15 protein-coding genes are annotated in these 24,942 nt (G+C 61.8%); 12 read left to right on the forward strand and 3 right to left on the reverse strand.

What is annotated here, in order from left to right; all coding sequences use genetic code 11:
- Nucleotides 1-95: 95 nt before the first annotated feature.
- From bcsO to AC1V0D_RS19300, 7 genes are read left to right on the forward strand one after another with little or no spacing between them, the layout of a single operon-like run.
- Nucleotides 96-710 (forward strand): cellulose biosynthesis protein BcsO, encoded by a 615-nt coding sequence (bcsO, locus tag AC1V0D_RS19270; protein ID WP_482907892.1) that lies wholly within the window; start codon nt 96-98, stop codon nt 708-710.
- Nucleotides 701-1,504 (forward strand): cellulose biosynthesis protein BcsQ, encoded by an 804-nt coding sequence (gene bcsQ, locus AC1V0D_RS19275; RefSeq protein ID WP_009088374.1) that lies wholly within the window; start codon nt 701-703, stop codon nt 1,502-1,504. Before bcsO ends, bcsQ (AC1V0D_RS19275) begins: the two co-directional genes overlap by 10 nt.
- A 52-nt stretch (nt 1,505-1,556) precedes the next feature.
- Nucleotides 1,557-3,668, forward strand: coding sequence for a UDP-forming cellulose synthase catalytic subunit (gene bcsA / locus AC1V0D_RS19280; RefSeq protein WP_009088376.1), 2,112 nt, complete (start codon nt 1,557-1,559; stop codon nt 3,666-3,668).
- Nucleotides 3,665-6,730, forward strand: coding sequence for a cellulose biosynthesis cyclic di-GMP-binding regulatory protein BcsB (bcsB, locus tag AC1V0D_RS19285; protein WP_482907893.1), 3,066 nt, complete (start codon nt 3,665-3,667; stop codon nt 6,728-6,730). The genes bcsA (AC1V0D_RS19280) and bcsB (AC1V0D_RS19285) overlap by 4 nt, the downstream gene beginning before the upstream one ends.
- Nucleotides 6,731-6,741: 11 nt before the next feature.
- Nucleotides 6,742-10,545 carry a cellulose biosynthesis protein BcsC gene (locus tag AC1V0D_RS19290; RefSeq protein WP_482907894.1) on the forward strand — a complete coding sequence of 1,268 codons (3,804 nt, stop codon included), beginning with the start codon at nt 6,742-6,744 and terminating at the stop codon, nt 10,543-10,545.
- On the forward strand, nt 10,545-10,988 hold the full coding sequence (gene bcsD / locus AC1V0D_RS19295; RefSeq protein ID WP_336794684.1) for a cellulose biosynthesis protein BcsD: 444 nt from the start codon (nt 10,545-10,547) through the stop codon (nt 10,986-10,988). Before AC1V0D_RS19290 ends, bcsD begins: the two co-directional genes overlap by 1 nt.
- Nucleotides 10,989-10,996: 8 nt before the next feature.
- Nucleotides 10,997-12,004: a family 8 glycosyl hydrolase gene (locus AC1V0D_RS19300; protein ID WP_009088382.1), complete on the forward strand. Its 1,008-nt coding sequence runs from the start codon at nt 10,997-10,999 to the stop codon at nt 12,002-12,004.
- 83 nt (nt 12,005-12,087) lie between these two features.
- Here AC1V0D_RS19300 and bcsG read toward each other — a convergent pair whose 3' ends face one another.
- Genes bcsG through bcsE form a run of 3 tightly spaced genes read right to left on the reverse strand, consistent with a single transcriptional unit; the run spans nt 12,088 to nt 15,474 of the window.
- Nucleotides 12,088-13,752: a cellulose biosynthesis protein BcsG gene (gene bcsG / locus AC1V0D_RS19305; RefSeq protein ID WP_058958314.1), complete on the reverse strand. Its 1,665-nt coding sequence runs from the start codon at nt 13,750-13,752 to the stop codon at nt 12,088-12,090.
- Nucleotides 13,742-13,939, reverse strand: coding sequence for a cellulose biosynthesis protein BcsF (locus AC1V0D_RS19310; protein ID WP_009088386.1), 198 nt, complete (start codon nt 13,937-13,939; stop codon nt 13,742-13,744). Before AC1V0D_RS19310 ends, bcsG begins: the two co-directional genes overlap by 11 nt.
- On the reverse strand, nt 13,939-15,474 hold the full coding sequence (gene bcsE, locus AC1V0D_RS19315) for a cellulose biosynthesis protein BcsE (RefSeq protein ID WP_482907895.1): 1,536 nt from the start codon (nt 15,472-15,474) through the stop codon (nt 13,939-13,941). Before bcsE ends, AC1V0D_RS19310 begins: the two co-directional genes overlap by 1 nt.
- A 195-nt stretch (nt 15,475-15,669) precedes the next feature.
- Here bcsE and bcsR point away from each other — a divergent pair, with 195 nt between their 5' ends.
- The 5 genes from bcsR to bcsC are packed head-to-tail and all read left to right on the forward strand — an operon-like array spanning nt 15,670 to nt 24,938.
- A complete protein-coding gene (gene bcsR, locus AC1V0D_RS19320) occupies nt 15,670-15,867 on the forward strand; it encodes a cellulose biosynthesis protein BcsR (RefSeq protein WP_009088390.1) in 198 nt (65 codons plus the stop codon).
- Nucleotides 15,867-16,586, forward strand: coding sequence for a cellulose biosynthesis protein BcsQ (bcsQ, locus tag AC1V0D_RS19325; protein WP_482907896.1), 720 nt, complete (start codon nt 15,867-15,869; stop codon nt 16,584-16,586). The genes bcsR and bcsQ (AC1V0D_RS19325) overlap by 1 nt, the downstream gene beginning before the upstream one ends.
- Nucleotides 16,583-19,177, forward strand: a complete 2,595-nt coding sequence (gene bcsA, locus AC1V0D_RS19330) for a UDP-forming cellulose synthase catalytic subunit (RefSeq protein WP_482907897.1) — start codon at nt 16,583-16,585, stop codon at nt 19,175-19,177. The genes bcsQ (AC1V0D_RS19325) and bcsA (AC1V0D_RS19330) overlap by 4 nt, the downstream gene beginning before the upstream one ends.
- Before the next feature lie 9 nt (nt 19,178-19,186).
- Nucleotides 19,187-21,478: a cellulose biosynthesis cyclic di-GMP-binding regulatory protein BcsB gene (bcsB, locus tag AC1V0D_RS19335; protein ID WP_482907898.1), complete on the forward strand. Its 2,292-nt coding sequence runs from the start codon at nt 19,187-19,189 to the stop codon at nt 21,476-21,478.
- Nucleotides 21,471-24,938: a cellulose synthase complex outer membrane protein BcsC gene (gene bcsC, locus AC1V0D_RS19340; protein WP_482907899.1), complete on the forward strand. Its 3,468-nt coding sequence runs from the start codon at nt 21,471-21,473 to the stop codon at nt 24,936-24,938. Before bcsB (AC1V0D_RS19335) ends, bcsC begins: the two co-directional genes overlap by 8 nt.
- The last annotated feature ends 4 nt before the right edge of the window (nt 24,939-24,942 follow it).

Here is a 24,942-nt window from a genome sequence, read left to right on the forward strand (position 1 = left end):
AAATATGCTTTTTTTATAATCAGGTTTTCCTGACTGCGAATAACAGGATGTGGTATATTCCAGGAAAATTCCCCCCTTGTGGCAGGCCACCTCAAATGAAGAATTATGATGATTTGCAGCGTTTTAAAGAAAAAACACAAACGCTCGACATCGCCTTTAAAGATATGTCTGGCCAGACGCAGGAACCGGCGGAACAGAGTAAATGGGCACTGCTTCGTCAGCTGGCGAAGGAGGAGCATCACACGCCGTTCGGTGGCGGTCAGCGAATAGACCTGCCACAACCGCAGCCGCTGCGCGGTGATGAGTTTACGGCACCTCCGCCAGAGCCACCGCGCCCCGCAACGCTCTCTGCGTCGCCGGCAGAGGCACAGCCCCGTTACGCCGCGCTCAGTGCGCAACCGGCGGCGGTCCGCAGTTCGATTCTCGATAGCCTGGCAGGCAGCAGCGTCCCTGCGGCCACGCCAGCGGCTGAGCGGGGCCCGTCGGCCTTATTTCCACCACCCCCGCCGCCACAAAAAGCCATCGTCGCGGAACCTGTCGCCGCGCCGGTCCGGCCCGCCAGCGTGGCCGAACTTCAGCCCGCGGTGGCACCGTCCGCGCCTCATGCTGAGCCGGGACGGTTTGGCGCGCTGTTCCGCTCACGCGAAGTCAGCCTGCCGAAAGAAACCTTACTGAAACCGTTACTGGAGAAGATTGCGCTATGCCGTTAGTTTGTGTGTGCTCGCCGAAGGGGGGCGTGGGCAAAACCACGCTGGCGGCGAATCTGGCCTGGAGCCTGGCGCGATCCGGTAGCAAAGTTCTGGCCATCGATTTTGATGTGCAGAACGCATTACGTCTGCATTTTGGCGTGCCGCTCCACGACGGCCGCGGATTTGTGGCGCGTTCAGAAGAGCAGGCGGACTGGAGTCAGTCGATTCTCACCACCGGCGGCAATATCTTTGTTCTGCCTTATGGCGACGTCACAGAGCCGCAGCGCGAACGGTTCGAAGAGAACCTGATGAAAGATCCCCACTTTATTCAGCGCGGTCTCGACACGGTGCTCAATTATCCCGGCCTGGTGATTGTGGCTGATTTTCCGCCCGGTCCCGGTCCGGCCCTTAAAGCCATGACGGCGCTGGCCGATATGCATTTAGTGGTGATGTTAGCGGATACCGCATCGGTCTCATTATTACCGCAGATAGAAGAGAACCGGATGATCGGTAAACCGCTTAATAATAAGCAGGGGCACTATTTTATCCTGAACCAGTGCGATAACCGCCGCAATATTAATCGCGATGTGACGGCCTTTATGCAGCAGCGGCTGGGGGATAATTTACTGGGCGTGGTTCACCGTGATGAAAGTGTTGGCGAAGCCAACGCGTCTCAGCAGTCTGTTTACGATTTCAGCCCCGCTTCCGCCGCGGCATTTGATATTGAACTGATCGCGAAACGCGTCAGCAGCATTCTCAATATCACCGTGGGCAATGGCGAAGTTCAGGCACCTATCCGTACTCACCATTTTTAACCGGCTGGTTTCGCCAGACAGCTGATTTACACAGCGCTTCTCAGGGTGAATCATGAGTAAAATCGGGTTTTACCTGCTGCTGCTGGTGCTTGCACCCGTTGCGGCGGTGATCATCACTACGCCGATGGACAGCCAGAAACAGTATATTTTTGGTCTGATCAGCATCGGCATGATGTTTTTATTGGGTTTCAGCAAGAGCCGCAAAATTACCGTGGTGATGGTGATCCTCTCGGCATTAATGTCCAGCCGTTATATCTGGTGGCGGACGACAGAGACGCTGCATTTTAATTCCGAAGTCGAGGCTATCTTAGGGATTGGCTTATATCTGGCGGAGCTTTACGTCTGGCTGATTTTAATTCTGGGCTTCCTGCAAACCACCTGGCCTTTAAAACGCACCATCGTTCCGATGCCGGACGATACCCGGTTGTGGCCGACGGTGGATATTTATATCCCCTCCTACAATGAAAGTTTGGAAGTGGTGCGCGACACCGTGCTGGCGGCGCAGTGTATTGACTACCCGCGCGACAAACTCAGGGTCTACCTGCTGGATGATGGCAAGCGCAGCGAATTTGCCCGCTTCGCGGCCGATGTGGGGGTGGGCTATATCACCCGCGACGACAACAGACACGCCAAGGCCGGTAACCTTAACCATGCCATGAAAATCACCAAAGGTGAGCTGATCTGCATTTTCGACTGCGATCACGTCGCGACCCGCACCTTCCTGCAGGCGACGGTTGGCCCCTTTCTGAACGACCCAAAACTGGCGCTGCTTCAGACACCGCACTACTTCTACTCACCCGATCCCTTCGAGCGTAACCTGCGCGCCGCGCGCAGCATGCCAAACGAAGGGTCACTGTTTTATGGCCCGGTGCAGCAGGGCAACGACAACTGGAACGCCACCTTCTTCTGCGGCTCCTGTGCGGTGATCCGCCGTTCCGCGCTGGAAGAGATTGGCGGCTTTGCCGTTGAAACCGTGACGGAAGATGCGCATACCGCCCTGAAAATGCAGCGGCTGGGCTGGGGTTCGGCCTTTCTGTCGATTCCGCTGGCGGCCGGTCTGGCCACAGAACGTCTGGGGCTGCACATCATTCAGCGTACCCGCTGGGCGCGCGGCATGACGCAGATTTTCCGCGTCGATAACCCGCTGTTTGGCCGGGGTCTGAAGTGGCAGCAGCGTCTCTGCTATCTCAACGCCATGCTGCATTTTCAGTTTGGTCTGCCGCGCGTCGCCTTCCTGACCGCGCCGCTGGCTTACCTGCTGTTTAACCTCAACATTATTCACTCCTCGGCGTCACTGATTTTCGCCTACGTGCTGCCGCATCTGGTGATGTCACTCTACGTCAACTCCCGCATGAATGGCCGTTTCCGCTACACCTTCTGGGGCGAGATTTATGAGACGGTGATGTGCTTCCACCTGGTGATCCCGACCATCCTGACCCTGCTGTCGCCTAAACATGGCAAATTTAACGTGACCGATAAAGGCGGCGTGCTGGATCAGGGCTTCTTCGACTTCCATATTGTGCGTCCGCACGTGATCGTGGCGCTGCTGCTGAGCATCGGCATTGTGGCTGGCGTGGTGCGGGCGGTGATGCATGACTACTTTGGCGTCGATCCCTACGTGATTGCCCTGAACGTCGGCTGGGCGATTTTCAGCCTGATCATTCTGATGGCCGCAATTGCCGTGGCGCGCGAAACCAAACAGGTGCGTAAAACCATCCGTATTGAGGTACAGATCCCGACGATTATTCACTACGCCAGCGGCATTTCATCGCGCACACTGACCAGTAACCTCTCCATGGGGGGCGCGCAACTCGACGCGCCCGACGGGCGTCACGAGTCTGATGAAATCGAAGAGATCGATCTGCTGCTGAAGTCAGGGGCGATTACGCTTCCGGTCACGAAGATTTCCGGCGATGCGGAGAGCATTCGTCTGCGCTTTGAAGCGATGCCACTGGCGCGCCGTCGCGAACTGGTGCGCGTGGTGCTGGCGCGTGCCGATGCGTGGATTCAGCCGGAGTATAAACAGGACAACCCATTGATCTCGCTGGGCACCATTATCCGTACCGTGTTTGAGCTGTTCTGGCTGACCTGGAAGGGCCGCCACGATAAACGTAAAAATGTCGACCCGGTTGCCGCGGCGGCGAAAGAGGATGGCGCGGCATGAAGATCCTGACGCAGACATTGCTGGCCAGTTCACTGACGGCGGCCTTGTGGCTGACGCCTGCCGGCGCGGAAACGCCAGCGGCGGTGGACAATAGCGGCGCGGCCCCGGTAAACAGTTCAGCCCCGACGCCGCCCGGGGCGGCTCCGGTCACACCGTCTGTCACAGAGGGTACGCCGTCAGCCGCGCCGGGAACCGATTCCGCGCAGGTTCCGGCCAGCGAGACGCCGCCAGCTGCGGCAGCCACGCCAGCCGGGAACAGCGCAGTATCAGCCACGCCGGGAACCGATTCGGCGCAGGCTCCGGCCAGCGAGACGCCGTCAGCCGCGCCAGCTGCGGCAGCCGGGAACAGCGCAGCGTCTGCCACGCCGGGAACCGATTCCGCGCAGGCTCCGGCCAGCGAGATGCCGTCAGCTGCGCCAGCTGCGGCAGCCGGGAACAGCGCAGCGTCTGCCACGCCGGGAACCGATTCCGCGCAGGTTCCGGCCAGCGAAACGCCGTCAGCCGCGCCCTCTGTGGCACCAGCGACCGGCGCGGCCCAGTCATCCGCCAGCGATGCGCCCTCTGCCGCACCGGTGAACAGTGCGGCCCCCGCCAGCGGAGCGGTTCCCTCCGCAGCGTCACCATCCGCCTCACCCGGTGACACGCCAGCCGCAGCCGTTCCCTCTGCTGAGGCGACAGCCGCTCAGCAGAATCCTGCCGCGACGGGCGACGCTGCGGCCCCGACGACGACGAATAGTGGAGCCGTCACGCAGGACAGCAGTGCGCTGTCAGCGGTGCCGTTGCCGCAGGGGCTGAGCAGTGCGGACCCGGCGCTGGAAGCGGCCGCCAGCGCGCTGCCCTATGCGCCAGGCCAGGCGACAGCACCGGCGGCAGACGCGCCGTTACCGGTCATGGCGGCGATCAATCAGCCGATCAGCAGCACCCTCTCCGTGGCGCAGATGGGCCAGACACGCGGCATCACGCTGACCGGCGGCCAGTTGCAGTCAGGCATTACCTTTACCCTGCCCAGCGATGAGGTGATTACCAATGCGCGGCTCAATCTGTCGCTGCGCGTCTCAGCCGCACTGGCAGCGCGGAATACGTCGCTGCAGCTGATGCTGAACGGTCAGCCGCTCGGCACACTGCCGCTGGGCGCGACCGACAGCGATGTCAGCGACTATGAGCTGGAGATCCCGGCGGCGATGGTGGTCTCTGAAAACAACCTGAGTTTTAAAATCAACGATGCGGACAAGTTGCTGTGTGAGAAAGAGAGCGCACAGCAGTATCAGGTCACCATCCTGCCGCAGACCTCCCTGCACCTTGAGGGGCAGCAGCTGAATATCGGCACCCGCCTGCGCAATTTCCCGCGACCGTTCCTTGATCCTCAGCGGATGACCGCCGCCACCGTGACCATCGGCTTCGCCAGCAACCTCTCTCCCGATGCGGTGAGTGCGGCGGCGCTGGTGGCATCCTGGCTCGGCATCCAGAGTGATTATCGCGGGATTCGTTTCCCGGTGGTGCGCGGTGAGCTGCCGGAGAACAACGGCATCCTGTTTGGTCATCCCGGAGAGCGCATCGGCACGCTGACCTTCCCGGCCAGCAACGGACCGATGCTGCAGCTGGTGGATAACCCCATCAATCCGGTCTACAAACTGCTGCTGGTCAGTGGCAACAACGCGGATCAGCTGCGTCAGGCGGCAAACCGGCTGACGCAGCCCCTGGCGACCGATGAGAGCCAGCTGCCGGTCTCTTCGCCGCTCCCTGACAGCCGTAAGCCTTACGATGCCCCGCGCTGGATCAACACGGACCGTCCGGTGCGCCTGAGCGAACTGCTGCGCAAATATCAGAGCCTGACCAGCAGCGGCATCTGGCACGACGCCCTGCGCGTGAACTTCCGCGCCGCGCCTGACCTTTTCCTGTGGGATGGCGACACGGTGCCGGTCAATCTGCACTATCGCTTCCCGTCGGAAACCTGGATTGATGAGGAGAATTCCTTCCTTAACGTCATGCTTAACGGCACCTTCCTGCGCAACCTGACGGTGAACAAAGTTGGTCTGCTGGAGAATGCCTGGCACCGTTTAGGCGGGGATGCGCGGCAGGAGCAGTATCGGCTTAATCTCGAACCCTATCTGATCTACGGCGATAACCAGCTAGCGCTCTACTTCAATATTAAACCGCGCGCCGACGCGCCCTGCGGCGTGCTGCTGAATAACAACATCAAGAGCCGGATTGAAGAGGACTCGTGGATCGATCTGAGCCATACCCGCCACTTCAGTATGCTGCCGAACCTCTCTTACTTTGTCGGGGCCTCATTCCCGTTCTCGCGCCTGGCCGACTTCGGTCAGACCACGCTGCTGCTGCCGGAAACCCCCAGCAACGCCGAGCTGTCGACGCTGCTGGATCTGGCGGCGCGCGCCGGGAATGCCACCGGCGTGGCGCTGACGCAGAATCAGGTCATGTTTGGTCTGCCCGCTGGTGGCACCCATCTGGCACGTTTACAGCAGAGCGATCTGCTGGCGGTCAGCACCACCGGCAACAGCGCCTTTAATCAGGCGATGCTGGCGGCGTCACCGTACGACGCCAGCGGCAACACCTTTGGCGTGAAAGAGCCGGATACGCTGGAACAATTACGCGGCTGGCTGACCGGCGACTGGAGTCGGCAGCAGCTGGATGCCGATCGCTACTTCTCCTCCAACGAGGCGTGGCGCGGCTTCCTCAGCTATCGCTCGCCGTGGAACCCCGATCGACTGGTGGTGATGACGGTCGCAACCAGCGACGACCAGCTGCTGCGACTGCACAACGATTTAAGTTCGGCGCAGATCAACGCCGCCGTGCGCGGCGATACCGCGATCATTACCGATGAAAACGGCATTCGCAGTTTCCGCGTCGGCGCACAGTTCCCCAGCGGCGAGATGCCCTGGTACATGATGGTGGTGTGGTACGCCAACCAGCACTCGGTGCTGCTGGCACTGGCGGCGCTGCTGGTCTCTGCGCTGGTGGGCAGTGCGGCCTGGGTGATGCTGAAGCGCCATGCCTGGCGGCGTCTGCATCCAAAGCAGGACCGTGATTCCGGCAGGAAGTAAGGATAAAAAGAATGAAAACGACTCTGATAAGTGCCGGAATCCGCCATGCGCTGCTGCTGGGCAGCACGCTGATCTTCTCTTCGCCGCTGCTGGCGGCGGAAAGCAGCAACCCGGCGTTGCAGGCGCTGTTCGACCAGGCTTCTTACTGGCACCAGAAGGCGCATGACGATCTGGCGAAGGCTTCGCTGCAGAAGGTGCTGATGGTGGAACCCGGCAACACCCAGGCGCTCTACCTGCTGGCGCTCTATTCCCAGCAGGGTGGCGACACGGCGGCGGCGGCGCAGTATCGCGCCCGCCTGAGTCAGGTTGCCCCTGGCGATCCCCATCTGAGCGAGCTGGATAATGCGCGCCAGATGCAGACCATTCCGCAGGCGCAGCTTTCGCTGGCGCGTCAGCAGGCGCGCAGCGGCAATATACCGGCGGCGTTACAGACCTGGCGCAACACCTTCAGCGGCAATGAGCCGCCCGCCAGCGTGGCGGCGGAATATTATCTCACTATGGCCGGCGACCGTACGCTGCTGCCGCAGGCGGTCGAGGCGCTGCGGCAGTTTGCGGCGCAGCATCCGCAGGACACGGGTGCGCAGCTGGCGCTGGGGAAAGCGCTGACTTATCAGGAGTCGACCCGCCGTGAAGGCATTGAAGTGCTGAGCGCGCTGGCGAGCGGCAATCAGGATGCTGACCGTTCACTGCGTCAGGCGCTGCTGTGGCTCGGCCCGCAGCCCGCCGATGCGGCGCGTTATCAGACCTGGCAGCAGCGTCATCCGCAGGACACAGCGGTCATGGACTACTACCGTAAGAACGTGGGTGGCGCAGAAAAAGGGGCGGGCTTCAGCGCGCTCAACAGCGGGGATGTCGGCGGGGCGCAGGCCAGCTTTGAAAAAGTGCTGGGTGCCAATCCTCAGGATGCGGATGCGCTGGCGGGCATGGGCTACGTGGCCCAGCGTGACGGACGTTATCAGGAAGCGGCCGATTATCTGCAGCGGGCGGCGCAGCTTGGCGGCGATCAGAGTGCGTCGCGTCAGCAGCAGGCCGACGATGCCCGCTTCTATGCGCAGCTGGCCAGCGCGCAGCAGGCGCTGAAAAACGGCGACAGCGCACAGGCGCTGACATTAAGCGAACCACTGATGCAGGCGCAGGGCGAAAAAGGACTGGCCGCCAGGCTGTTCCGCGCCGACGTGCTGCGCCGCACGAATCAGCCCGTCCAGGCAGAGCAGATCTACCGCGAAATCCTGCAAAGCGATGCGGATAACCGCAGCGCCAAAGAGGGGCTGTTTTACGTGCTGCGCCAGCAGAATCGCACGGCTGAAGCTGGCAGTCTGCTGGGCTCCCTGCCGGAGAGCGTACGCCAGAGCGTCGCACCGCGCGTGAATGAAGCCGATGCGCTGCGCCAGCAGGCGAAGCGTCAGCTGGCCGCCGGTAACAGCGCCGCGGCGATGGCGACGCTGCAACAGGCTATTCAGCGCTATCCCACGGAGGGGTGGCTGCGGCTCGATCTGGCCCGGCTCTACCGCCAGCAGGGGGATACGCTGCTGGCCGCTAACGTGATGCAGCCGGTCATGCGCAGCGGTGCCAGCAGCAGCGAGCTGTATGCCGGCGCACTCAACGCCAGCGAAAGCGGCGGCTGGCAGCAGGCCAGCACCTTACTGTCACGCATTCCCGCCAGCGCACAGACCGCAGCGATGCGTGAACTGGCGCAGCGGGTCAATTTCAACCTGCAGATGAGCACCGCCGATCGCTATCTGGCGCAGGGGGCCACGGCCGCCGCTGCCAATACCCTGAAAGCGCTCACGGTCAATCCGCCCGCGAATCCGGTTGATGCCGGTAACCTGGCGCAGAAGCTGGCGCAGGCGGGCGATCTCCCCAGCGCCGTCTCGCTGGTGCGGGCGAACCTGCAGCGCGGCGTGCAGGGGAATGCGGGCGACTATGCGGCGCAGATGGCGGTGCTGAATCAGGCGGGCCTCGGCAGCGAGGCACAGCGCTTCCTCAGCAACCCTGAGCTGCAGGCGCGCAGTACCCCGACCCAGCTGGCCGGCATTCGCAACGGCTATCTGATTAATGAAGTGGATCGCCTGCGGCAGCAGCGGCAGTATGCGGTGGCCTATGACAAGCTGATTGGTGCCCTGCAGCAGGATCCACAGAACCGCGATCTGATGTTCGCGATGGCCCGTCTTTACCAGGACGGTAAGATGAACCGGGATGCCGGTGTGGTGTATGACTACCTGATGACCCAGGATACTCCGACTCAGGATGCCCGTGTCGGGGCCATCAACGTGGCGCTGGCGCAGAACGATGTGCAGCGCGCCAGTGCGCTGAGTCGTGGCCTTAACCGCACCGCGCCGTCGGCCGATCGCCTGCTGCTGCTGGCGCGCGTCGCGGAAGCCAACGGCGACCATACGCAGGCGATGGGCTATCTGCGTTCCGCGCGTGGTCAGCTGATCGGCCTGCAGGGTGCGCAACCCGGCAGCGTGCCGACGATAGGCGGGCTGGCGCTGGCGGATAACCCCTTTATCAATCGCCACACTTCGCCGGTAGGACGCACCGCGTCCAGCTACGGCACCGTGCTGCCGTGGCAGGCAGCGCCTGCCGGGGTGACGGCACAGGGCGAACCGGCTGTGGGCAGCGAAACCGCGTCCCGACAGGCGCAGACGCTGCACGAGATCGACACCATGATGGATTCGCTGCAGGAGAAAACCGGCACCTGGAGTCAGGGTATGGTGCAGGTGCGCGGGCGTGATGGCGAGTCAGGCCTGAGCAAACTCACCGAAGCCAAAGCGCCGCTGACGTTCTCTACCGTGCCGTTTGAAAAGGCGCGCTTTGACTTTACCGCCACGCCGGTCTCGCTCACGGCGGGCAGCGGCGCGGCCGATGCGTGGCGTCGTTTCGGCACCAATGCGCTGAGCCAGGGCAATGTGGTCGCCGCAGGCGGTGCCACGGTCAATGATCTGCCGAACGCCACCACCGATTCGCAAACGGCGTCGGGCGTGGAGCTGAATCTGGCGCTGAAGGGCGACCGTTACAAGGTCGATCTCGGCAGTACGCCGCTGGGGCAGGATCTCAGTACCCTGGTGGGCGGCGTCCAGTGGTCACCAAAGCTGACCGACTTCCTGACGCTGATCCTGACCGGCGAGCGCCGCGCCATTACCGACAGCCTGCTCTCATACGTGGGCGCAGAGGATAAGGCCAGCGGCAAACGCTGGGGCCGCGTCACGAAGAACGGGGCTAACGCCCTGCTAAGCTACGACAATGGCGATGCGGGCTTCTACGCCGGGGCAGGCGCTTACAGCTATCTGGGTGAAAATGTTGCCAGCAACAACAGTCTGCAGGCGACGGCAGGCGCTTACGTTCGTCCGTTCCACAGCGACGATCGCGAGCTGAAAGTGGGGATGAGCCTGTCGTGGATGGACTTCTCGAAAAACCTCAGCTATTTCAGCTACGGGCAGGGCGGCTACTTCAGCCCGCAGAACTATGCGGCGGTCTCTTTCCCGGTGGAGTTCTCTCGCCGGTTTAACGATCTGAAAGTGAACATCGGCGGTTCCGCCGGTTATCAGAGCTACAGCCAGGATAAGAGTGCGTACTTCCCGGCCGATGCCCGGCTGCAGTCGCAGCTGGAGGCGCTTGCCGCCGGTGGCAGCGTGAAAGAGGCGTACTATTCGGGTGGCAGTAAAAACGGCGTCGGCTATAACCTGCACGCGGGGGCTGACTATAAACTCAATAAAGATGTGACGATTGGCGGCCAGCTGGGCTATGACACCTTTGGTGACTACAACGAAAGCAGTGCGCAGCTCTATGTCCGCTATCTGTTCGGAGAGAAGTAATGAGTGAGCATTCGGGCGGTTCGCATCCCTGGCAGCCGGGCTGGTTTGACCTGGTCAGCGTGCTGATTGAGGGGATGATCGCCAACGCCGGTCAGCAGGAGGCGGAAGCCTTCCTCTACCGCATGGGGGAGTCGCTGGCGACCCGCTATCCGTTGCCAGCGTCACGCACCGTGCAGGATCTGGAGCGCGAGTGTAATCTGCAGCTGGCGCGCTTTAACTGGGGGTTTGTGCAGCTTCAGCCGGAAGAGGCGGCGCTGCGGATTACCTGTCACGCTATACCGGCAGGCGACAACATCCTTTCACCGGCTGAGTGGCAGTCGGCGTTTGGTGCGGTGCTGGCCGGTCTTTTTTCGGGCTGGCTGCAGGGGCAGGGCGGCAGCAACCGGGTGCCGGTAACGGCTGAACGCAGTGAAGGCAGTACGCTGTACTATCGATATCAATAGGATCAACTATGAAACGTAAGCCATTCTGGCTGGGCTGGATCTGCTCAGTGTTACTGCTGGCCTGCAGCGCGCAGGCCAGTGCCAGCGGCTGGGACACTTTTAAAAGCCGTTTTGTTACCCCTGAAGGGCGGATCATCGACACCGCCAATAACAATGTCAGTCACACCGAAGGTCAGGGGTATGGCATGTTGCTGGCGGTCGCTAACGATGACCGCGCCACTTTTGATCGGCTGTGGCAGTGGACGCGCACCCAGCTGCGTAATCCGCAGACCGAGCTGTTCTACTGGCGCTATGTGCCGGGGAGTGACAACCCGGTTGCCGACAAAAACAACGCCTCGGATGGTGATGTGTTGCTCGCCTGGGCGCTGCAGCGTGCCGCGCAGAAGTGGCAGGCTGAGAGCTATCAGCAGGCCTCTGACCGTATCCAGCGTGCCATCATCCGGCTGGATGTGGCGAATTTTGGCGGGCACACCGTGCTGTTGCCGGGGGCGCAGGGCTTTAACAAAGGCAGCTTTGTGGTGCTGAATCCCTCCTACTTCCTGTTTCAGGCCTGGCATGAGTTTGGCGAGCGCAGCCATCTCCAGGTCTGGGATAAGCTGATCAATGACGGTTTCGATCTGCTGGGTAAGCTGAGCTTTGGGAAAACCGGCCTGCCGCTGGACTGGGTGGCGCTGAATGCTGACGGATCGGTTGCCCCGGCCGTCGGCTATTCCAGCCGCTTCAGCTACGACGCCATTCGCGTGCCGCTGAACATCTGGTGGTATGACCCGCACAGTCTGGCGCTGGTGCCGTTTCAGCGCGTCTGGCAGGGTTACAGCCGGATGCTGACGCCAGCCTGGTTTGACGTGCTGGCGAATACCCCGGCCCCTTACCATCTTGAGGGCGGTCTGCTGGCAGTTCGTGACCTGACGCTGAATGAGACGGGCTATCTGAGCGATACGCTGGCGGCGGATCAGAACTACTTTTCGGCCAGCCTGCAGTTACTGACCTGGCAGGCCTTTCAGGAGAAGCGCTGATTGCTCAGCGCCCTGTTGCGGATAGCAGCGGGTTCACTCCGGTTCAGGCGCGCCGACGCGCCTGAACCCCCTTCATCGCTGCGCTACTGCGGGTAGGCTACCCAGTCGCCGCCGTTAAGCCGGATCCAGGGTTTGCCCTGATACATCATCACCACCGCACCATCATTCTCCGATACGACAGGCGTCTGAGGCAGCTTGTCCGTCAGCACCGACATGTTCACATTCGGCGCATTAAACACCTGACCATCGACCACGCGCGAGACAAGCTCTGAGACAGCCAGCAGGCTGGTTGGTGCATCGATATTCAGGGGCTGTCCCTGATGCGGTGCCTTCATGCCGACAAACTTAATTCCCACCGGCACGTGCGTGATGTCGGGGCTGGGGATATCGCGCAGGCCGGACATCTGCATTTTATCGCCCTGCAGCGCGGCACCATGCTCCGGCACCACCAGAACCATCACCCGGCGGCCCGATTTCTCCAGCTGCGTCAGGAAGGCGTCGATCTGGTCAAACAGCAGCTGAGCGCGCGGCTTCCACGGGGCCGTTTTCGTGCTGCCCAGGTCGCGCGTGCCGTCGTGCAGCGGGATCAGATTGTAGAAGGTGGCGCTGCGGGCATCGCTGCTCTTGCTGCGATCATCCAGCCAGCGCTGCATCACCTGGGCATCGTTAAGCACCGGCGAGCCGTCGAACGAGGTCAGTTCCGGCGCAATACCCGCCTGGGACATCAGCGGAGCCTGAATATCGCCTGACTCGCGTAACTCCTTGAGATAGTTACCGAACACACCGGTATGATCCATCATCAGCTGCTCTTTAAAGCCCAGTTTCGCCAGATTATCGAACAGATAGCAGCGTGAATCGGTGGGCTTATAAAGGTCACTGTGCGAGGTCTGACCGCAGCTGGCACGCAGCAGGCGAATCCCCGCCGGGCCGCTGTAGCTGGTGGCCGAGTTGAAGTTGGTCAGCATGATGTCGAAGTGCTGCCACAGCGGGTGATTACGCAGCTGGGACGCGTCCATATCAGACCAGGCGAGCGAACAGATATTGATCACCAGAATGTCGAACGGCTGCGAATCGGCTGGCAGACTGTCAGGGAAGTGGGTGACGCGCTTGCGTTCACTCTCATAAAAGCGGCTGAGCCAGGCGGTCAGGCTGGCGCTGGTGGGGGCAGCCGACTGATCGAGCCCCTCCGGTGCCGCCGCGGGCTGGCTGGCGGCGGCGGGCGTCTGATTCAGAACCACCTGCGGCGTGGCGGCGCGCGTGGGTAGCAGCGACATCGCCGGGCCGGCGATAGTCAGCACGTTGAGCCAGATCATCATCAGCGACACCAGCACGGTGATGCGGATCCAGGGCGAAATAAACAGGTAGATCACCAGCAGCACAAACAGCGCACCTAACATCTGCCAGTTAATAAAACGGTCAGCCAGATCGAGCAGGTAAGCGGCGGAGAAGCCCGCCAGCTGGTCGCCCTGGCTGAGCAGGCTGCTGAGCCCGGGCAGCCAGGTGTCATGCCAGAACAGCCCGATCCCGATGGGTAGGGAGATCCAGTGACGGAGGCGATGCAGGCGCAGCGACGGCAACGGAAAGAGGAGCCAGGCGAGAAACACCAGATTGCTCAGGGCGTGAAAATTAAGATAGCCGTACCACAGCAGGGCAAACTTCACTAAGAAATAGAAATTCCAGCCGCCCAGGCCGCGCCAGCAGGACCACAAACGGGAAGCGTGGGCTGCAGCGGGTTGATCATTTTTCATTAATGTTGGCATCCGTTTTTGAAGATTGACGCTGCCAGTGCCCCTCAGACTTCAGCGCACGTGCAGGTAACAGGCGATTCAGTAGACCGTTCCAGCGGCGCGGCAGCCACTGCTGCCACACGGGTCTGGCGATCAGCAAAATGAACAGCAGCAGCAGCGCAATCTGCACCCAATCCATCAGGTTCATCAGGACTCTCTCTCCGGCAGTAATGTAATGGGCTGCGGAACCGGGCGCTCCGGCGCGGCCACTGGCGGGATCTCCGCGGGGCGCACCGAATCGGAAACCGGCGTCAGCACCTGCAGCGCCATCGGCGTCATTTTTTTAATGTTGCCGATCTCGGCGAGGATCTGGTTGTCCTCAAACCAGATAATCCGGTTGGCAAACAGCTCATCGTGCGGCAGTGAAAAGATAAATTTCAGCGCTTTATCCAGGTCGTTGTAGCGGCAGGAGGAGAGGAACAGAATCACCCGATCCTCCAGTACCGTGACCAGATCGCCAAAGCGGCGCGGTTTGCAAAGCGTCAGAACCTGCTGAGGGGTGAGCTGCGGCACCGGGCGCAGGGCGACCAGCAGGCCTTTGTCATTTTCCGGCAGCAGGGTGTTGCTGATTAACTGGCTGACCGCCTCACAGAACGCATCCAGGCGCAGATAGCCCTTTTCATGCAGCGGCTGCAGGGAGGCGATCAGCGCATCCAGGCTGGCGGGCACGCGACGACTGAACCGCTGCCCCTGAATCCCTTCAAGCATGGTGAGAAAGCGCGACATCGCTGCCGTGGTGGGCACAATGGTGTTCACGCCGCAGGCCTGCAGCAGGCGCTCATCGCTGTAACGCAGGCTGACGCCCATCTCACGCACCACAATTTTCAGCCCGTTGCCGCGCGCGCGGCGCAGGCTATGCACCATTTTTGCCAGTTCACCGATCTGTTCACTGTGATTCAGGCTGAAGATCACGGTGGCCGCATGGGCCTGCTGCGCCTGCAACCAGACCTGCTGATTATCGTCAAACAGCTGCCACTGGCGGGAAAGCGGCGGCGCGCCTTCAAGCACGCTTTTATCGGCCAGATAGTGTTGCTCGTCATTCAGGCTCAGCGGTTCCTGCGTTTCTTTTAACGCAAAGAAATGCGCATCTTCATAGCCCAGACGAAGCGTACGATCGGCAAACAGTCTTTCGCCGGTATACCACCAGCTTATTTGATACAGCCAGCTATCCTGCTCAACGGTTAAATAAGCCAGTCCGTCTATCTGACGATAATAACGCTGAAGCGAGCTGGTCTGATTAAAAAGAGTAATACCGGTGGTGACGATGAGAAGTGTAATATTTCGTTTGCGCAACATTCTGCGCATGCGTGTTATCCAGTCACGCAACTCCGCTTCGTTTAATTTATCCCATTGCGCCGTACTGCTGCTGAAGATCACCAGCCCACTTTTATGACTGAGCGTGCGGGATAAATCCCTTTCCAGCTGCAGCAGACTTTTTTTATTTGCCGGCAGAGAAAAGAGCGGGATACGGTCGGGGCCGCCCGTCAGGTCGGGCCTCAGCAGCTCGCGGGGCGGCAGCCCGGCGCTGATGAGCGTGGCGGCATGCTGCTGGGAAATAACCTGTCGAATAAAGGCACGCATATCCTGCTGGCGTGCGCAGGTGACCCAATAAAAACCGGGATTTTGCAACGTTATGACTTCAGGCTGAACCTGTCGCAGCCCCAGTGAAAAAGAATTTTTCATAATGAATTCGATATTGTTCCAGCCCAGGCTAGTTTATTATAGTCAGCACAGGTTGTAACCTGACGAATTAAAAATTACTGCGACAGGCCAATTATGCTTTTCTGATAGCGTCCTTATTCTGGAAACCCCTTTTCAGAAAAAAGGCGAAGAGGCCACTGTCCTCAATCCGACACTGTTTATTCGTGGCGAAAAATAATGACAAACCCGAATGTTTATACGCCGGTCGCCGTTGAGGGTGGACCTCAGGATGATATCAGCGCACTGCGTGACGCCTTTTCTCTGCACGCGTTCCGTTATATCGATATTGCCCGCGAAGAACGGCTGGCAGAGATCGTATCGCGCTGGCCATTATTAACCGAAACCGTTGCCGCACAGCCGGAGCCGCATCGCTGATGGCGCTGATGGCACTTCAGGGCATCCGGGGCGGTGTCGGCACCTCCTCTCTCTGCGCGGGCCTCGGCTGGGCGCTGTCGGCACTGGGTGAACAGGTTCTGCTGATTGACGGCTCGCCGGTCAGCCAGCTCGGCATGCATTTTAATCTGCCGGTGCAGGCGGAGCAGGGCTGGATGCAGGCGCTGTGTCACGGCGGCGACTGGCTGCAGAGCGCCCGGCGCTATCCGCAGGGGCCGGATCTGCTCCCCTACGGTCAGCTCTCCGCTTCCGCTGCGGTTCAGGACAGCACGATTGCTGCCCCGCTGCTGGCGGCGCTACCGGCGCTGCGGGGGCGCTACGGCTGGATAATTTTTGATCTGCCCGCCGAAAGCGCGCCGTGGCATACAGCGCTCTATGCGCAGCTGGATGGCCTGCTCGGCGTCATTACGCCCGATGCGAACTGCCATTTGCGCCTGAGTCAGCAACGCTTTCCTGCGGCGACCCGTTTTCTGATCAACCAGTTCAACGCCAACAGCCGCCTGCAGCAGGATCTGCATCAGCTCTGGATGGCGTCGCTGAATCCGCTGATCCCGCTGCTGATCCACCGGGATGAAGCGCTGTCAGAAGCGCTGATGATGAAGCAGCCGGTCGGAGAATACCGGCCCCACGCGCTGGTCAGCGAAGAGCTCACCACCCTGGCGAACTGGCTGCTGCTTCATCTGAAAGGCGATCGCGTATGAACCCGCTGCGCTGGCTGCTGACCCGACCCGCCTGGCTGGCGTTGCAGCGTCGCTACAGCACCGCCCGGAACAACGGAGCATCCCGCTTCGCCAGCGCGCTGCATCTCTTCTGGTGCGGGCTGGCGGTGACGCTGTTGCGGCTGGAGGCACCGTGCTGGCAGCAGATTATTCAGCAGCGCCGCCGCCTCTATCCGCATATTTCGCCCGAACGCCCGCAGCCGCTTGATCCTGTGCGCTATCTGATCCAGACGCTCTGGCTGGTGTTTATCCTGCCGGGTGATGGCCGCCGCCGCGTGAACGGCTTCGCCACGCTGGCTGGCTGGCGGCAGCGGGTCTATCGCTGGCTCGACAGGCGTGGCAGGCAGGCAGAGGCGCAGGGGCTGGGCGCGCGGGCGGAAAAACGGCTGAAGAGACTGCCGCCCCTGCTGCGTTACACCCTCCTGGCCGGGATGGGCGTGATCGCGTCGGTACTGGCGCTGCTCTGTATCAGCCAGCCCTTTGACCTGCTGACGCAGTTTATCTTTGTGCTGCTGCTCTGGAGTCTGGCGATGGTGGTGCGGCGCGTGCCGGGCCGCTTACCGACCATGATGCTGATCGTCCTGTCGCTGACCGTATCCTGCCGCTATCTCTGGTGGCGTTACACCTCGACACTCAACTGGGATGACCCGCTCAGCCTGGTGCTGGGTCTGCTGCTGATCGCCGCCGAAACCTATGCCTGGGTGGTGCTGGTGCTGGGCTATTTCCAGACGCTATGGCCGCTCAACCGTCAGCCGGTTTCGATGCCTGCCGATCGTGCGCTGTGGCCGTCGGTGGATCTGCTGGTTCCGACCTATAACGAACCGCTGAGCGTGGTCAGGCCGACGCTTTACGCCGCGCTGGGTATCGACTGGCCGAAAGATCGGCTTAACATCTATCTGCTGGACGATGGCAACCGGCCCGAATTTCGCGCGTTCGCCGCCAGCATTGGCGTTAACTATGTGGTGCGTCCCTCGAATGAACACGCCAAAGCAGGCAACATCAACCATGCGCTGAAAAAGCACTGCCGCAGCGACTTCGTGTCGATCTTTGACTGCGACCATGTGCCGACGCGCGCCTTTTTGCAGATGACCATGGGCTGGTTTATCAAAGATCCCCGGCTGGCCATGCTGCAGACGCCGCACCACTTCTTTTCGCCCGATCCGTTTGAGCGCAATCTGGGCCGTTTTCGCCGCACGCCGAATGAGGGATCACTCTTTTACGGCCTGGTTCAGGATGGCAACGATACCTGGGATGCGACCTTCTTCTGCGGCTCCTGCGCCATTCTGCGCCGCACCGCGCTGGAGGAGATTGGCGGCATCGCGGTCGAAACCGTAACGGAAGATGCGCATACCTCGCTGCGCCTGCACCGGCTGGGTTACACCTCGGCCTATATCCGTATTCCTCAGGCCGCCGGACTGGCGACCGAGAGCCTGTCAGCGCATATCGGACAGCGAATCCGCTGGGCACGCGGCATGGTGCAGATCTTCCGTCTGGATAACCCCCTGTTCGGTAAAGGGCTTAAGTGGGTGCAGCGACTCTGTTATGCCAACGCCATGCTGCACTTTCTCTCCGGCATTCCGCGGCTGATCTTCCTGCTGGCTCCGCTGGCGTTTCTGCTCTGCCACGCCTACATCATCTACGCGCCCGCGCTGGCCATCGCGGTCTATGTACTGCCCCACATGCTGCACACCAGCCTGACCAACTCGCGTATTCAGGGGCGCTGGCGACACTCGTTCTGGAGTGAAGTCTACGAAACGGTGCTGGCATGGTATATCGCCCTGCCCACGACCGTTGCGCTGATCAATCCCCACAAAGGCAAGTTTAACGTCACCGCCAAAGGCGGGCTGGTTGAGAAGCGGCATCTGGACTGGGTCATCACCCGGCCTTATATGCTGCTGGTGTTGCTTAACCTGGCGGGGGTAGGGATGGCGTTCTGGCGCATGCAGCACGGCCCGGCCAACGAAGTGTTAACGGTGTGGGTCAGCCTGGTGTGGGTCATCTATAACATGGTGATTCTGGGGGGCGCGGTGGCGGTCTCGGTTGAAGCCCGGCAGATCCGCGAGGCCCATCGCGTGGAGATTGCGATGCCTGCCGCCATTGCGCGCGAAAACGGCCACATGCTGCCCTGCACGCTGCGGGACTACTCCGATGGCGGGGTGGGTCTGGAGCTGCGCGAGCCGGATGCGTTGCGGGAGGATGAAAAGGTCTGGCTGCTGCTGCGTCGCGGTCAGCAGGAGTTCAGCTTCCCCTGTACGGTGCAGCGCGTCTTTGGCCGTCGGGCGGGCGTTCGCCTTGAGTCCCTGACCACCCGGCAGCACATCGATTTTATCCAGTGTACCTTCGCCCGTGCCGATACCTGGGCGTTGTGGCAGGACGGTTTCCCGGAAGATAAACCGGTGCAGAGCCTCACCGATATTATGATCCTCGGCTTCAAAGGTTATCTGCGCCTGGCGGAATATGGTCCGCCGCAGTTACGTCGGTTGTTTAACCTGCTTACCGCTGGGGTAAGCTGGCTGGCTTCGCTGTTGCCGCAAGGCATCGGACGCGTGCCCGCCTCAAAAAATCTGCATTGAGTTGATGATATGACGACAACGAGAATAAACAGGTGGGTCGCTGCGCTGTTGCTGGGTTCTGCAACATTAAGCTGCGCTGCAGCAGAGGAAAATGCACCGGTCAGCGCGGCCGGAGAAACGGCGCAGCAGGCCGCACCGCAGCCGTCGGCTGCGCCGCTACGAAACAGCCAGCTGAGTTTTGCTAAGCTGGCACCACCGCCAGGCAGCATGACGCTGCGCGGAACGCGCACCACCGGGCAGATTGAGTTTGGGGTGCGCAGCGACGAAGTCGTCACGAGTGCTATGCTGAACCTCAGCTATCGGCCATCGCCTGCGCTGCTGCCGACCCTGTCGCAGCTGAAGATCTATCTCAACGATGAGCTGGTGAGCCTGATTACCCTGACGCCGGAGCAGATCGGCAAAGAGAATCAGACGCAGCTGGCGCTGGACCCCCGGTTTATCGCCGATTTTAACCGCGTCCGCTTTGAGCTGGTCGGTCACTACGCCAACATCTGTGAAAACCCGGCCAACAGCACCATCTGGCTCGACATCGGTAAAGCCAGCAGCCTGGATTTGACGCTGCAAAAGCTGCCGCTGAAAAACGACCTGTCACACTTCCCGGAGCCTTTCTTTGATGCGCGCGACACGCGGCCGCTGACCCTGCCGATGGTGTTTGCCGCCCAGCCCGATGTCGCGCAGCAGCGGGCCGCCGCCATCCTCGCCTCCTGGTTTGGCAGCAAAGCCGCCTGGCGCGGCCAGCGCTTCCCGGTCCTCTACAACCAGCTGCCGCAGCAACAGCACGCGGTGGTGTTTGCCACCAACGATGCGCGCCCGGCATTCCTGAAAGATCTGCCGCCGGTGAGCAAACCGACCGTAGAGATCGTCAGTCAGCCTGACAATCCCTATGAGAAAATGCTGCTGATTCTGGGCCGCAACGACGACGACCTGCTGACGGCCGTGCACGGCATTGCGCAGGGCGAGTTACTGCTGCGGGGCGATACCTCCACCATTGATCGCGTCACGCTGCTGGCCCCGCGCCAGCCTTATGATGCGCCAAACTGGGTACGCACCGATCGCCGCACGACCTTTGCCGAGCTGACGCAATATGAAAATCAGTTACAGTCTGACGGTCTGCAGCCTAATCCGATCAGCCTGACGCTGAATCTGCCACCCGATCTCTTCCTGGTGCGGGCGCGCGGTATCGATATGGATCTGAACTATCGTTACACCTCGCCCACCCAGCCGGACGGCTCCAGGCTGGCGGTCAACCTGAACAATCAGTTCATTCAGGACTACCCGCTGCAGCCGAAAAACACGGCCGGACAGCAGCTGCTGCACCTTCCCCTGCTGCAGGGAACGACAGACAAGAGTCATGAGCTGAAAATCCCGGCGCTCCGTCTGGGCGTAATGAATCAGCTGCGTTTCGATTTCGACTATGCCACGACCTTTATGGGCGGCACGGCGGACGGACGCTGCGAAACCGTCACCCCGGTGAGCAATCATGTGGTGGTGGACGACAACTCCAGCATCGACTTCTCCGGATATCGCCACTACATCGAAATGCCGTCGCTGCAGACCTGGGCGAATGCCGGCTTCCCGTTCAGCCGCTACGCCGATCTCTCCCAGACGCTGGTGCTGGTTCAGCCGGATCCGGATGCGCAGCAGGTCGCTACCCTGCTGAATGCGGTGGGCAATATCGGCGCGCAGACCGGGTATCCGGCGCTGCGCGTGCAGCTTACCGACGACTGGCGCACGGCGCAGAAGCAGGACGCGGATCTGCTGCTGATCGGCGACATCCCCAAAGATCTTCAGGACGACCGCCGGATCAGCGCGCTGGTTGACGCCACCGCCAGCTGGCTGAAAACCCCGGCGCGACGGGCATCTCTGCCGGCTCAGACTCTCAGCGAGGCGGAACGCAGCGCAGAAAGCACCACCGCCATCGGCTCCCGGGGTCCGCTGGCCACCGTGATTGGTTTCCAGTCGCCGTTCTACGATCAGCGCAGTGTGGTTGCGCTTCTCGCCGATGGCAGTCCGCGCAGCTGGCAGCTGCTCGATGAGGCGCTGGCTGACAGCGGCAAGCGTGCGGCCATCTCAGGCTCTACGGCAATTGTCCGTGAGTCGGGTGTGAACAGTCTGCGTGTCGGCGAGACCTACTATGTGGGCCACCTCCCCTGGTGGGAGCGGCTCTGGGCCGCGCTGGCTACCCATCCTTTCTGGCTGGCGCTCTGCTCGGTGGGTGTCGTGGTGCTGTTTGCCATGCTGGTCTGGCGTCTGATGCGTCTTATCTCGCGCCGCCGTCTGCTTGATGATGAAGATGAATAAGTCGCTTCTGCTGCGGACAGGTGTGCTGATCGGCCTGCTGGGTGCGCTGCCGGGGCAGGCTGCGCCTGTCGCCGGTCCGCAGGTTTCACCGGTTGACTGGCTGCTGACCCAGGTGCGCATCGGCGAATCGACCAACAAGTATGAGCTGGTGCAGCAGTCGCTCTACCGGCTGGAGAAGATTGACCCGGAGAATCCCCAGGTGCTGGCGGCGCGTCTGCGACTGGCGCTGCATCAGGGCGATCTTACCACCGCACAGACCCTGCTGGATCAGCTCAACCGGCTGGCGCCCGACTCCGCTGCGGCGCGGGAATCTGCCGCCGGCCTGCGCATGATGTCGTCTGACGGACGGCAGCAACTGCAGCAGGCGCGGCTGCTTGCCACCTCAGGACGACTGGCGGAGGCGAAAAGCGCCTACGATGCCCTGTTTAACGGCGTCTTCCCCGATCCCAATATTGCCCTGGAGTACTGGCGGCTGGTGGCGCGCCTTCCCGGCCAGGAGGATCTGGCCTGGCAACAGCTTCAGGTGCTGGAGCAGCGCTATCCTGGCAACGTCGGGGTCGGATTACAGATCGCCCGCATGGCCTTTGCGCGTCAGCAGCCGGAGCAGGCAATTACACAGCTGAAGCGGCTGGCGGAGCGCGGCGGCGGGCGTGAGGCCGCCGCCGACCTCTGGCTGCAGCAGATCACTGACCAGCCGGTCAGCGACAGCAGCGTGGCGCAGCTGAAGGCCTATCTGGCGGTATTTACCGACGGCGAGCCTCATCAGCAGGGTGTGGACACGTTATCGAAGCAGCAGAGCCAGCTGGCCGATCCCGCCTATCGCGACCGGATGCAGGCGCTGGCGCGGGTCGATGCCGGTAACGCTGACAGCACCATGCGCGCCCTTGAACGGGCGCTGAAGAGTAATCCCGGTAATGCCGAACTGATGGGCGCAATGGGGCAGATCCAGGCCCGCGCGGGCCATCGTGAGGTGGCCATTCGCTGGCTGGAGCGCGCGATTCAGGCGGGTCAGCAGAGCACGCTGATTGGCAAATGGCAGTCGCTGCTGCAGACCAGTCGTTACTGGCTGGCGATTGAGCAGGGTGATAAAGCGCTGGCGCAGCACGATATCGACGGGGCTGAAAAGGCCTACCGCGCGGCGCAAACCTATGACAGCAGCGACAGCTACGCCCTGATTGGTCTGGGTGATGTGGCGATGGCGCGCAACGATGCGCCCGGCGCTGAACGGTTCTGGCAAAAAGCGCGCCGACTGGATGGCACCAATATCACCGCGGTGCGGCGGCTGGCAGGGCTTTACCGGACGGTGTCGCCCGCCCGCGAGATGGCATTTATCGATACGCTGCCCGCCGACCAGCAGCGCGCTCTGGCCGACACGATTCGCACGCTGCGCAGCGACAGCCTGCGCGCGGAGGCCGATGCACTGGCGCAGCAGGCGCGCTGGCCCCAGGCCGCCGATCGCTATCGCCAGGCACTGGCGCTGACGCCGGATGACGTCTGGCTCAGCTACCGGCTGGCGGGTGCGCTGCGTAACAGCGGTCGTGCGCAGCAGGCGGAGGCGGTGATGCGCGGCGTGGCGCAGCAGCACCCGCAGGATAGCACCGCGCTCTACGCCGCCGCCCTCTGGTTCTCGGGCAACGATAACGCTGCTGAGGCCAGCGCCACGCTGCATCGTCTGCCGGAAGCACAATGGAGCAGCGATATGCGCCAGCTGGCTGACCGCCTGACGCAGGATCAGCGCTTTGCCGAGGCCGATGCCCTGCGCGAGGCGGGCGATGAGCCTGCCGCAATCGCGCTGCTTCGGCAGCAGCCGGATTCCAGCCGCCGCGATCTGACCCTGGCCGACTGGGCGCTGGCGCGGGGGGACGCGCAGCAGGCGCTGCAGGGGTATCAGCAGGTGCTGTCGCGTCAGGCGGACAACCGCGATGCGGCGCTGGGACGGATTGAGGCGCTGGTGGCGCTGCAGCGCAACGGCGAAGCCCGTCAGTCGCTGGAGACGCTGCCGCCGCAGCAGAGCACGCTGAATGCGGATCGCCGCGCGGCGCTGGCGTGGCAGGCAGTCGGTGAAACTACGCGGGCCGCGGCGCTGTTGACCGATCTGAAACAGCGTGCCGCCTCGCTGCCCCCTTCGCAGGATAAAGCGCTGGTCTATCGTGATGCGGCACGGCTGGAAGGGGCGCAGCAGCAGCCTGAACAGGCACTGGCAGACTATCGTCAGGCGATGACGGCCAGCGGCATCGGGAGCAGTGGCAATATCAGCCGCGCAACCCGCAACGATCCCCAGGATGACTGGCTGAAGCGCAGCCTGCGCAGCGACACGGCCGATCTCTACCGTCAGCAGCAGACCACGCTCACGGTGCAGCAGGACTATTCACGCAACAGCGGCACCGGCGGCATCTCCGATTTTACGGCGCACACCACCATGCTGCAGGCGGAACATCCGTTTGCCGATGGCCGGGGCTTTTTCCGTCTTGATCGGGTCGATGTCTCCGCAGGCACCTTTGCCACCCGGAACGGCAGCATCGACGCCCTGTTTGGCAGCTGCGACGATGCCAATTCTGGCGGCTGTAATCGTGACAACCGCCAGCGCGATAGCGGGACAGCGCTGGCCGCGGGCTGGCATAACGCGACCTGGTCCGCTGACCTCGGAACCACGCCGCTGGGTTTTGAAGTCACGAACTGGACCGGCGGCCTGAGCTGGAAAACCGATGTGAAACAGCTCGGCGTCACACTGACGGCCTCACGCAGGCCGATCGCCAGTTCGCTGCTCTCCTATGCCGGGACGCGCGATCCCGCAGCCAGCGGCGGCAAAAGCTGGGGCGGCGTGGTGGCCACCGGCGGCAGCATCGGGCTGAGTTACGATCAGGGCGGCGCGCATGGCGTCTGGGGCGACATCAGTGTGCATCAGATCACCGGCAAAAATGTCGCCGATAACAGCCGCGAGCGCCTGATGGGCGGCTATTACTATAAGCTCATCAACAGCGACAACCGCCGGGCGACCGTCGGGCTGAACAGCATGCTCTGGCACTATCAGAAGGATCTCAGCGATTACACCTTCGGCCAGGGCGGCTACTACAGCCCGCAGCAGTATCTCTCTTTTTCCGTGCCGGTCACCTGGCGGCAGCGGACAGAGAACTGGTCGTTTGATCTGGGCGGCTCTGTCTCCTGGTCCCATTCACAAACCCATGCCCAGCAGCGCTATCCGGTTAATCCGGGCTATACCCTTGCCAGTAACCCCTCTTCTGCCAGCAGTTCCGGCGGCGGTACCGGCTATACGCTGCAGGCAGTGATTGAGCGACGGCTGACGTCGAACTGGTTTATCGGTGCCGGTGTGGATATCCAGCAGGCGAAGGATTACACCCCGAGTCATGGTCTGCTTTATGTGCGCTATGCTGCCGGTGGCTGGGAAGGGGACCTGGATATGCCGCCACAGCCGCTGACCCCTTACGCGGATTTTAAATAATCCT

The sequence above is a fragment of the Pantoea sp. PA1 genome (assembly GCF_056856975.1).

Bases quoted from the DNA above. Each gene is read 5' to 3' on its own strand.
- bcsR (WP_009088390.1), top strand. From the start codon at position 15,670: ATGACAAACCCGAATGTTTATACGCCGGTCGCCGTTGAGGGTGGACCT.
- bcsB (WP_482907898.1), top strand. From the start codon at position 19,187: ATGACGACAACGAGAATAAACAGGTGGGTCGCTGCGCTGTTGCTGGGT.
- bcsG (WP_058958314.1), bottom strand. From the start codon at position 13,752: ATGAAAAATGATCAACCCGCTGCAGCCCACGCTTCCCGTTTGTGGTCC.
- bcsA (WP_009088376.1), top strand. From the start codon at position 1,557: ATGAGTAAAATCGGGTTTTACCTGCTGCTGCTGGTGCTTGCACCCGTT.
- AC1V0D_RS19300 (WP_009088382.1), top strand. From the start codon at position 10,997: ATGAAACGTAAGCCATTCTGGCTGGGCTGGATCTGCTCAGTGTTACTG.
- bcsQ (WP_482907896.1), top strand. From the start codon at position 15,867: ATGGCGCTGATGGCACTTCAGGGCATCCGGGGCGGTGTCGGCACCTCC.
- bcsE (WP_482907895.1), bottom strand. From the start codon at position 15,474: ATGAAAAATTCTTTTTCACTGGGGCTGCGACAGGTTCAGCCTGAAGTC.
- AC1V0D_RS19310 (WP_009088386.1), bottom strand. From the start codon at position 13,939: ATGAACCTGATGGATTGGGTGCAGATTGCGCTGCTGCTGCTGTTCATT.
- bcsB (WP_482907893.1), top strand. From the start codon at position 3,665: ATGAAGATCCTGACGCAGACATTGCTGGCCAGTTCACTGACGGCGGCC.
- bcsC (WP_482907899.1), top strand. From the start codon at position 21,471: ATGAATAAGTCGCTTCTGCTGCGGACAGGTGTGCTGATCGGCCTGCTG.
- bcsA (WP_482907897.1), top strand. From the start codon at position 16,583: ATGAACCCGCTGCGCTGGCTGCTGACCCGACCCGCCTGGCTGGCGTTG.
- bcsO (WP_482907892.1), top strand. From the start codon at position 96: ATGAAGAATTATGATGATTTGCAGCGTTTTAAAGAAAAAACACAAACG.
- bcsQ (WP_009088374.1), top strand. From the start codon at position 701: ATGCCGTTAGTTTGTGTGTGCTCGCCGAAGGGGGGCGTGGGCAAAACC.
- bcsD (WP_336794684.1), top strand. From the start codon at position 10,545: ATGAGTGAGCATTCGGGCGGTTCGCATCCCTGGCAGCCGGGCTGGTTT.
- AC1V0D_RS19290 (WP_482907894.1), top strand. From the start codon at position 6,742: ATGAAAACGACTCTGATAAGTGCCGGAATCCGCCATGCGCTGCTGCTG.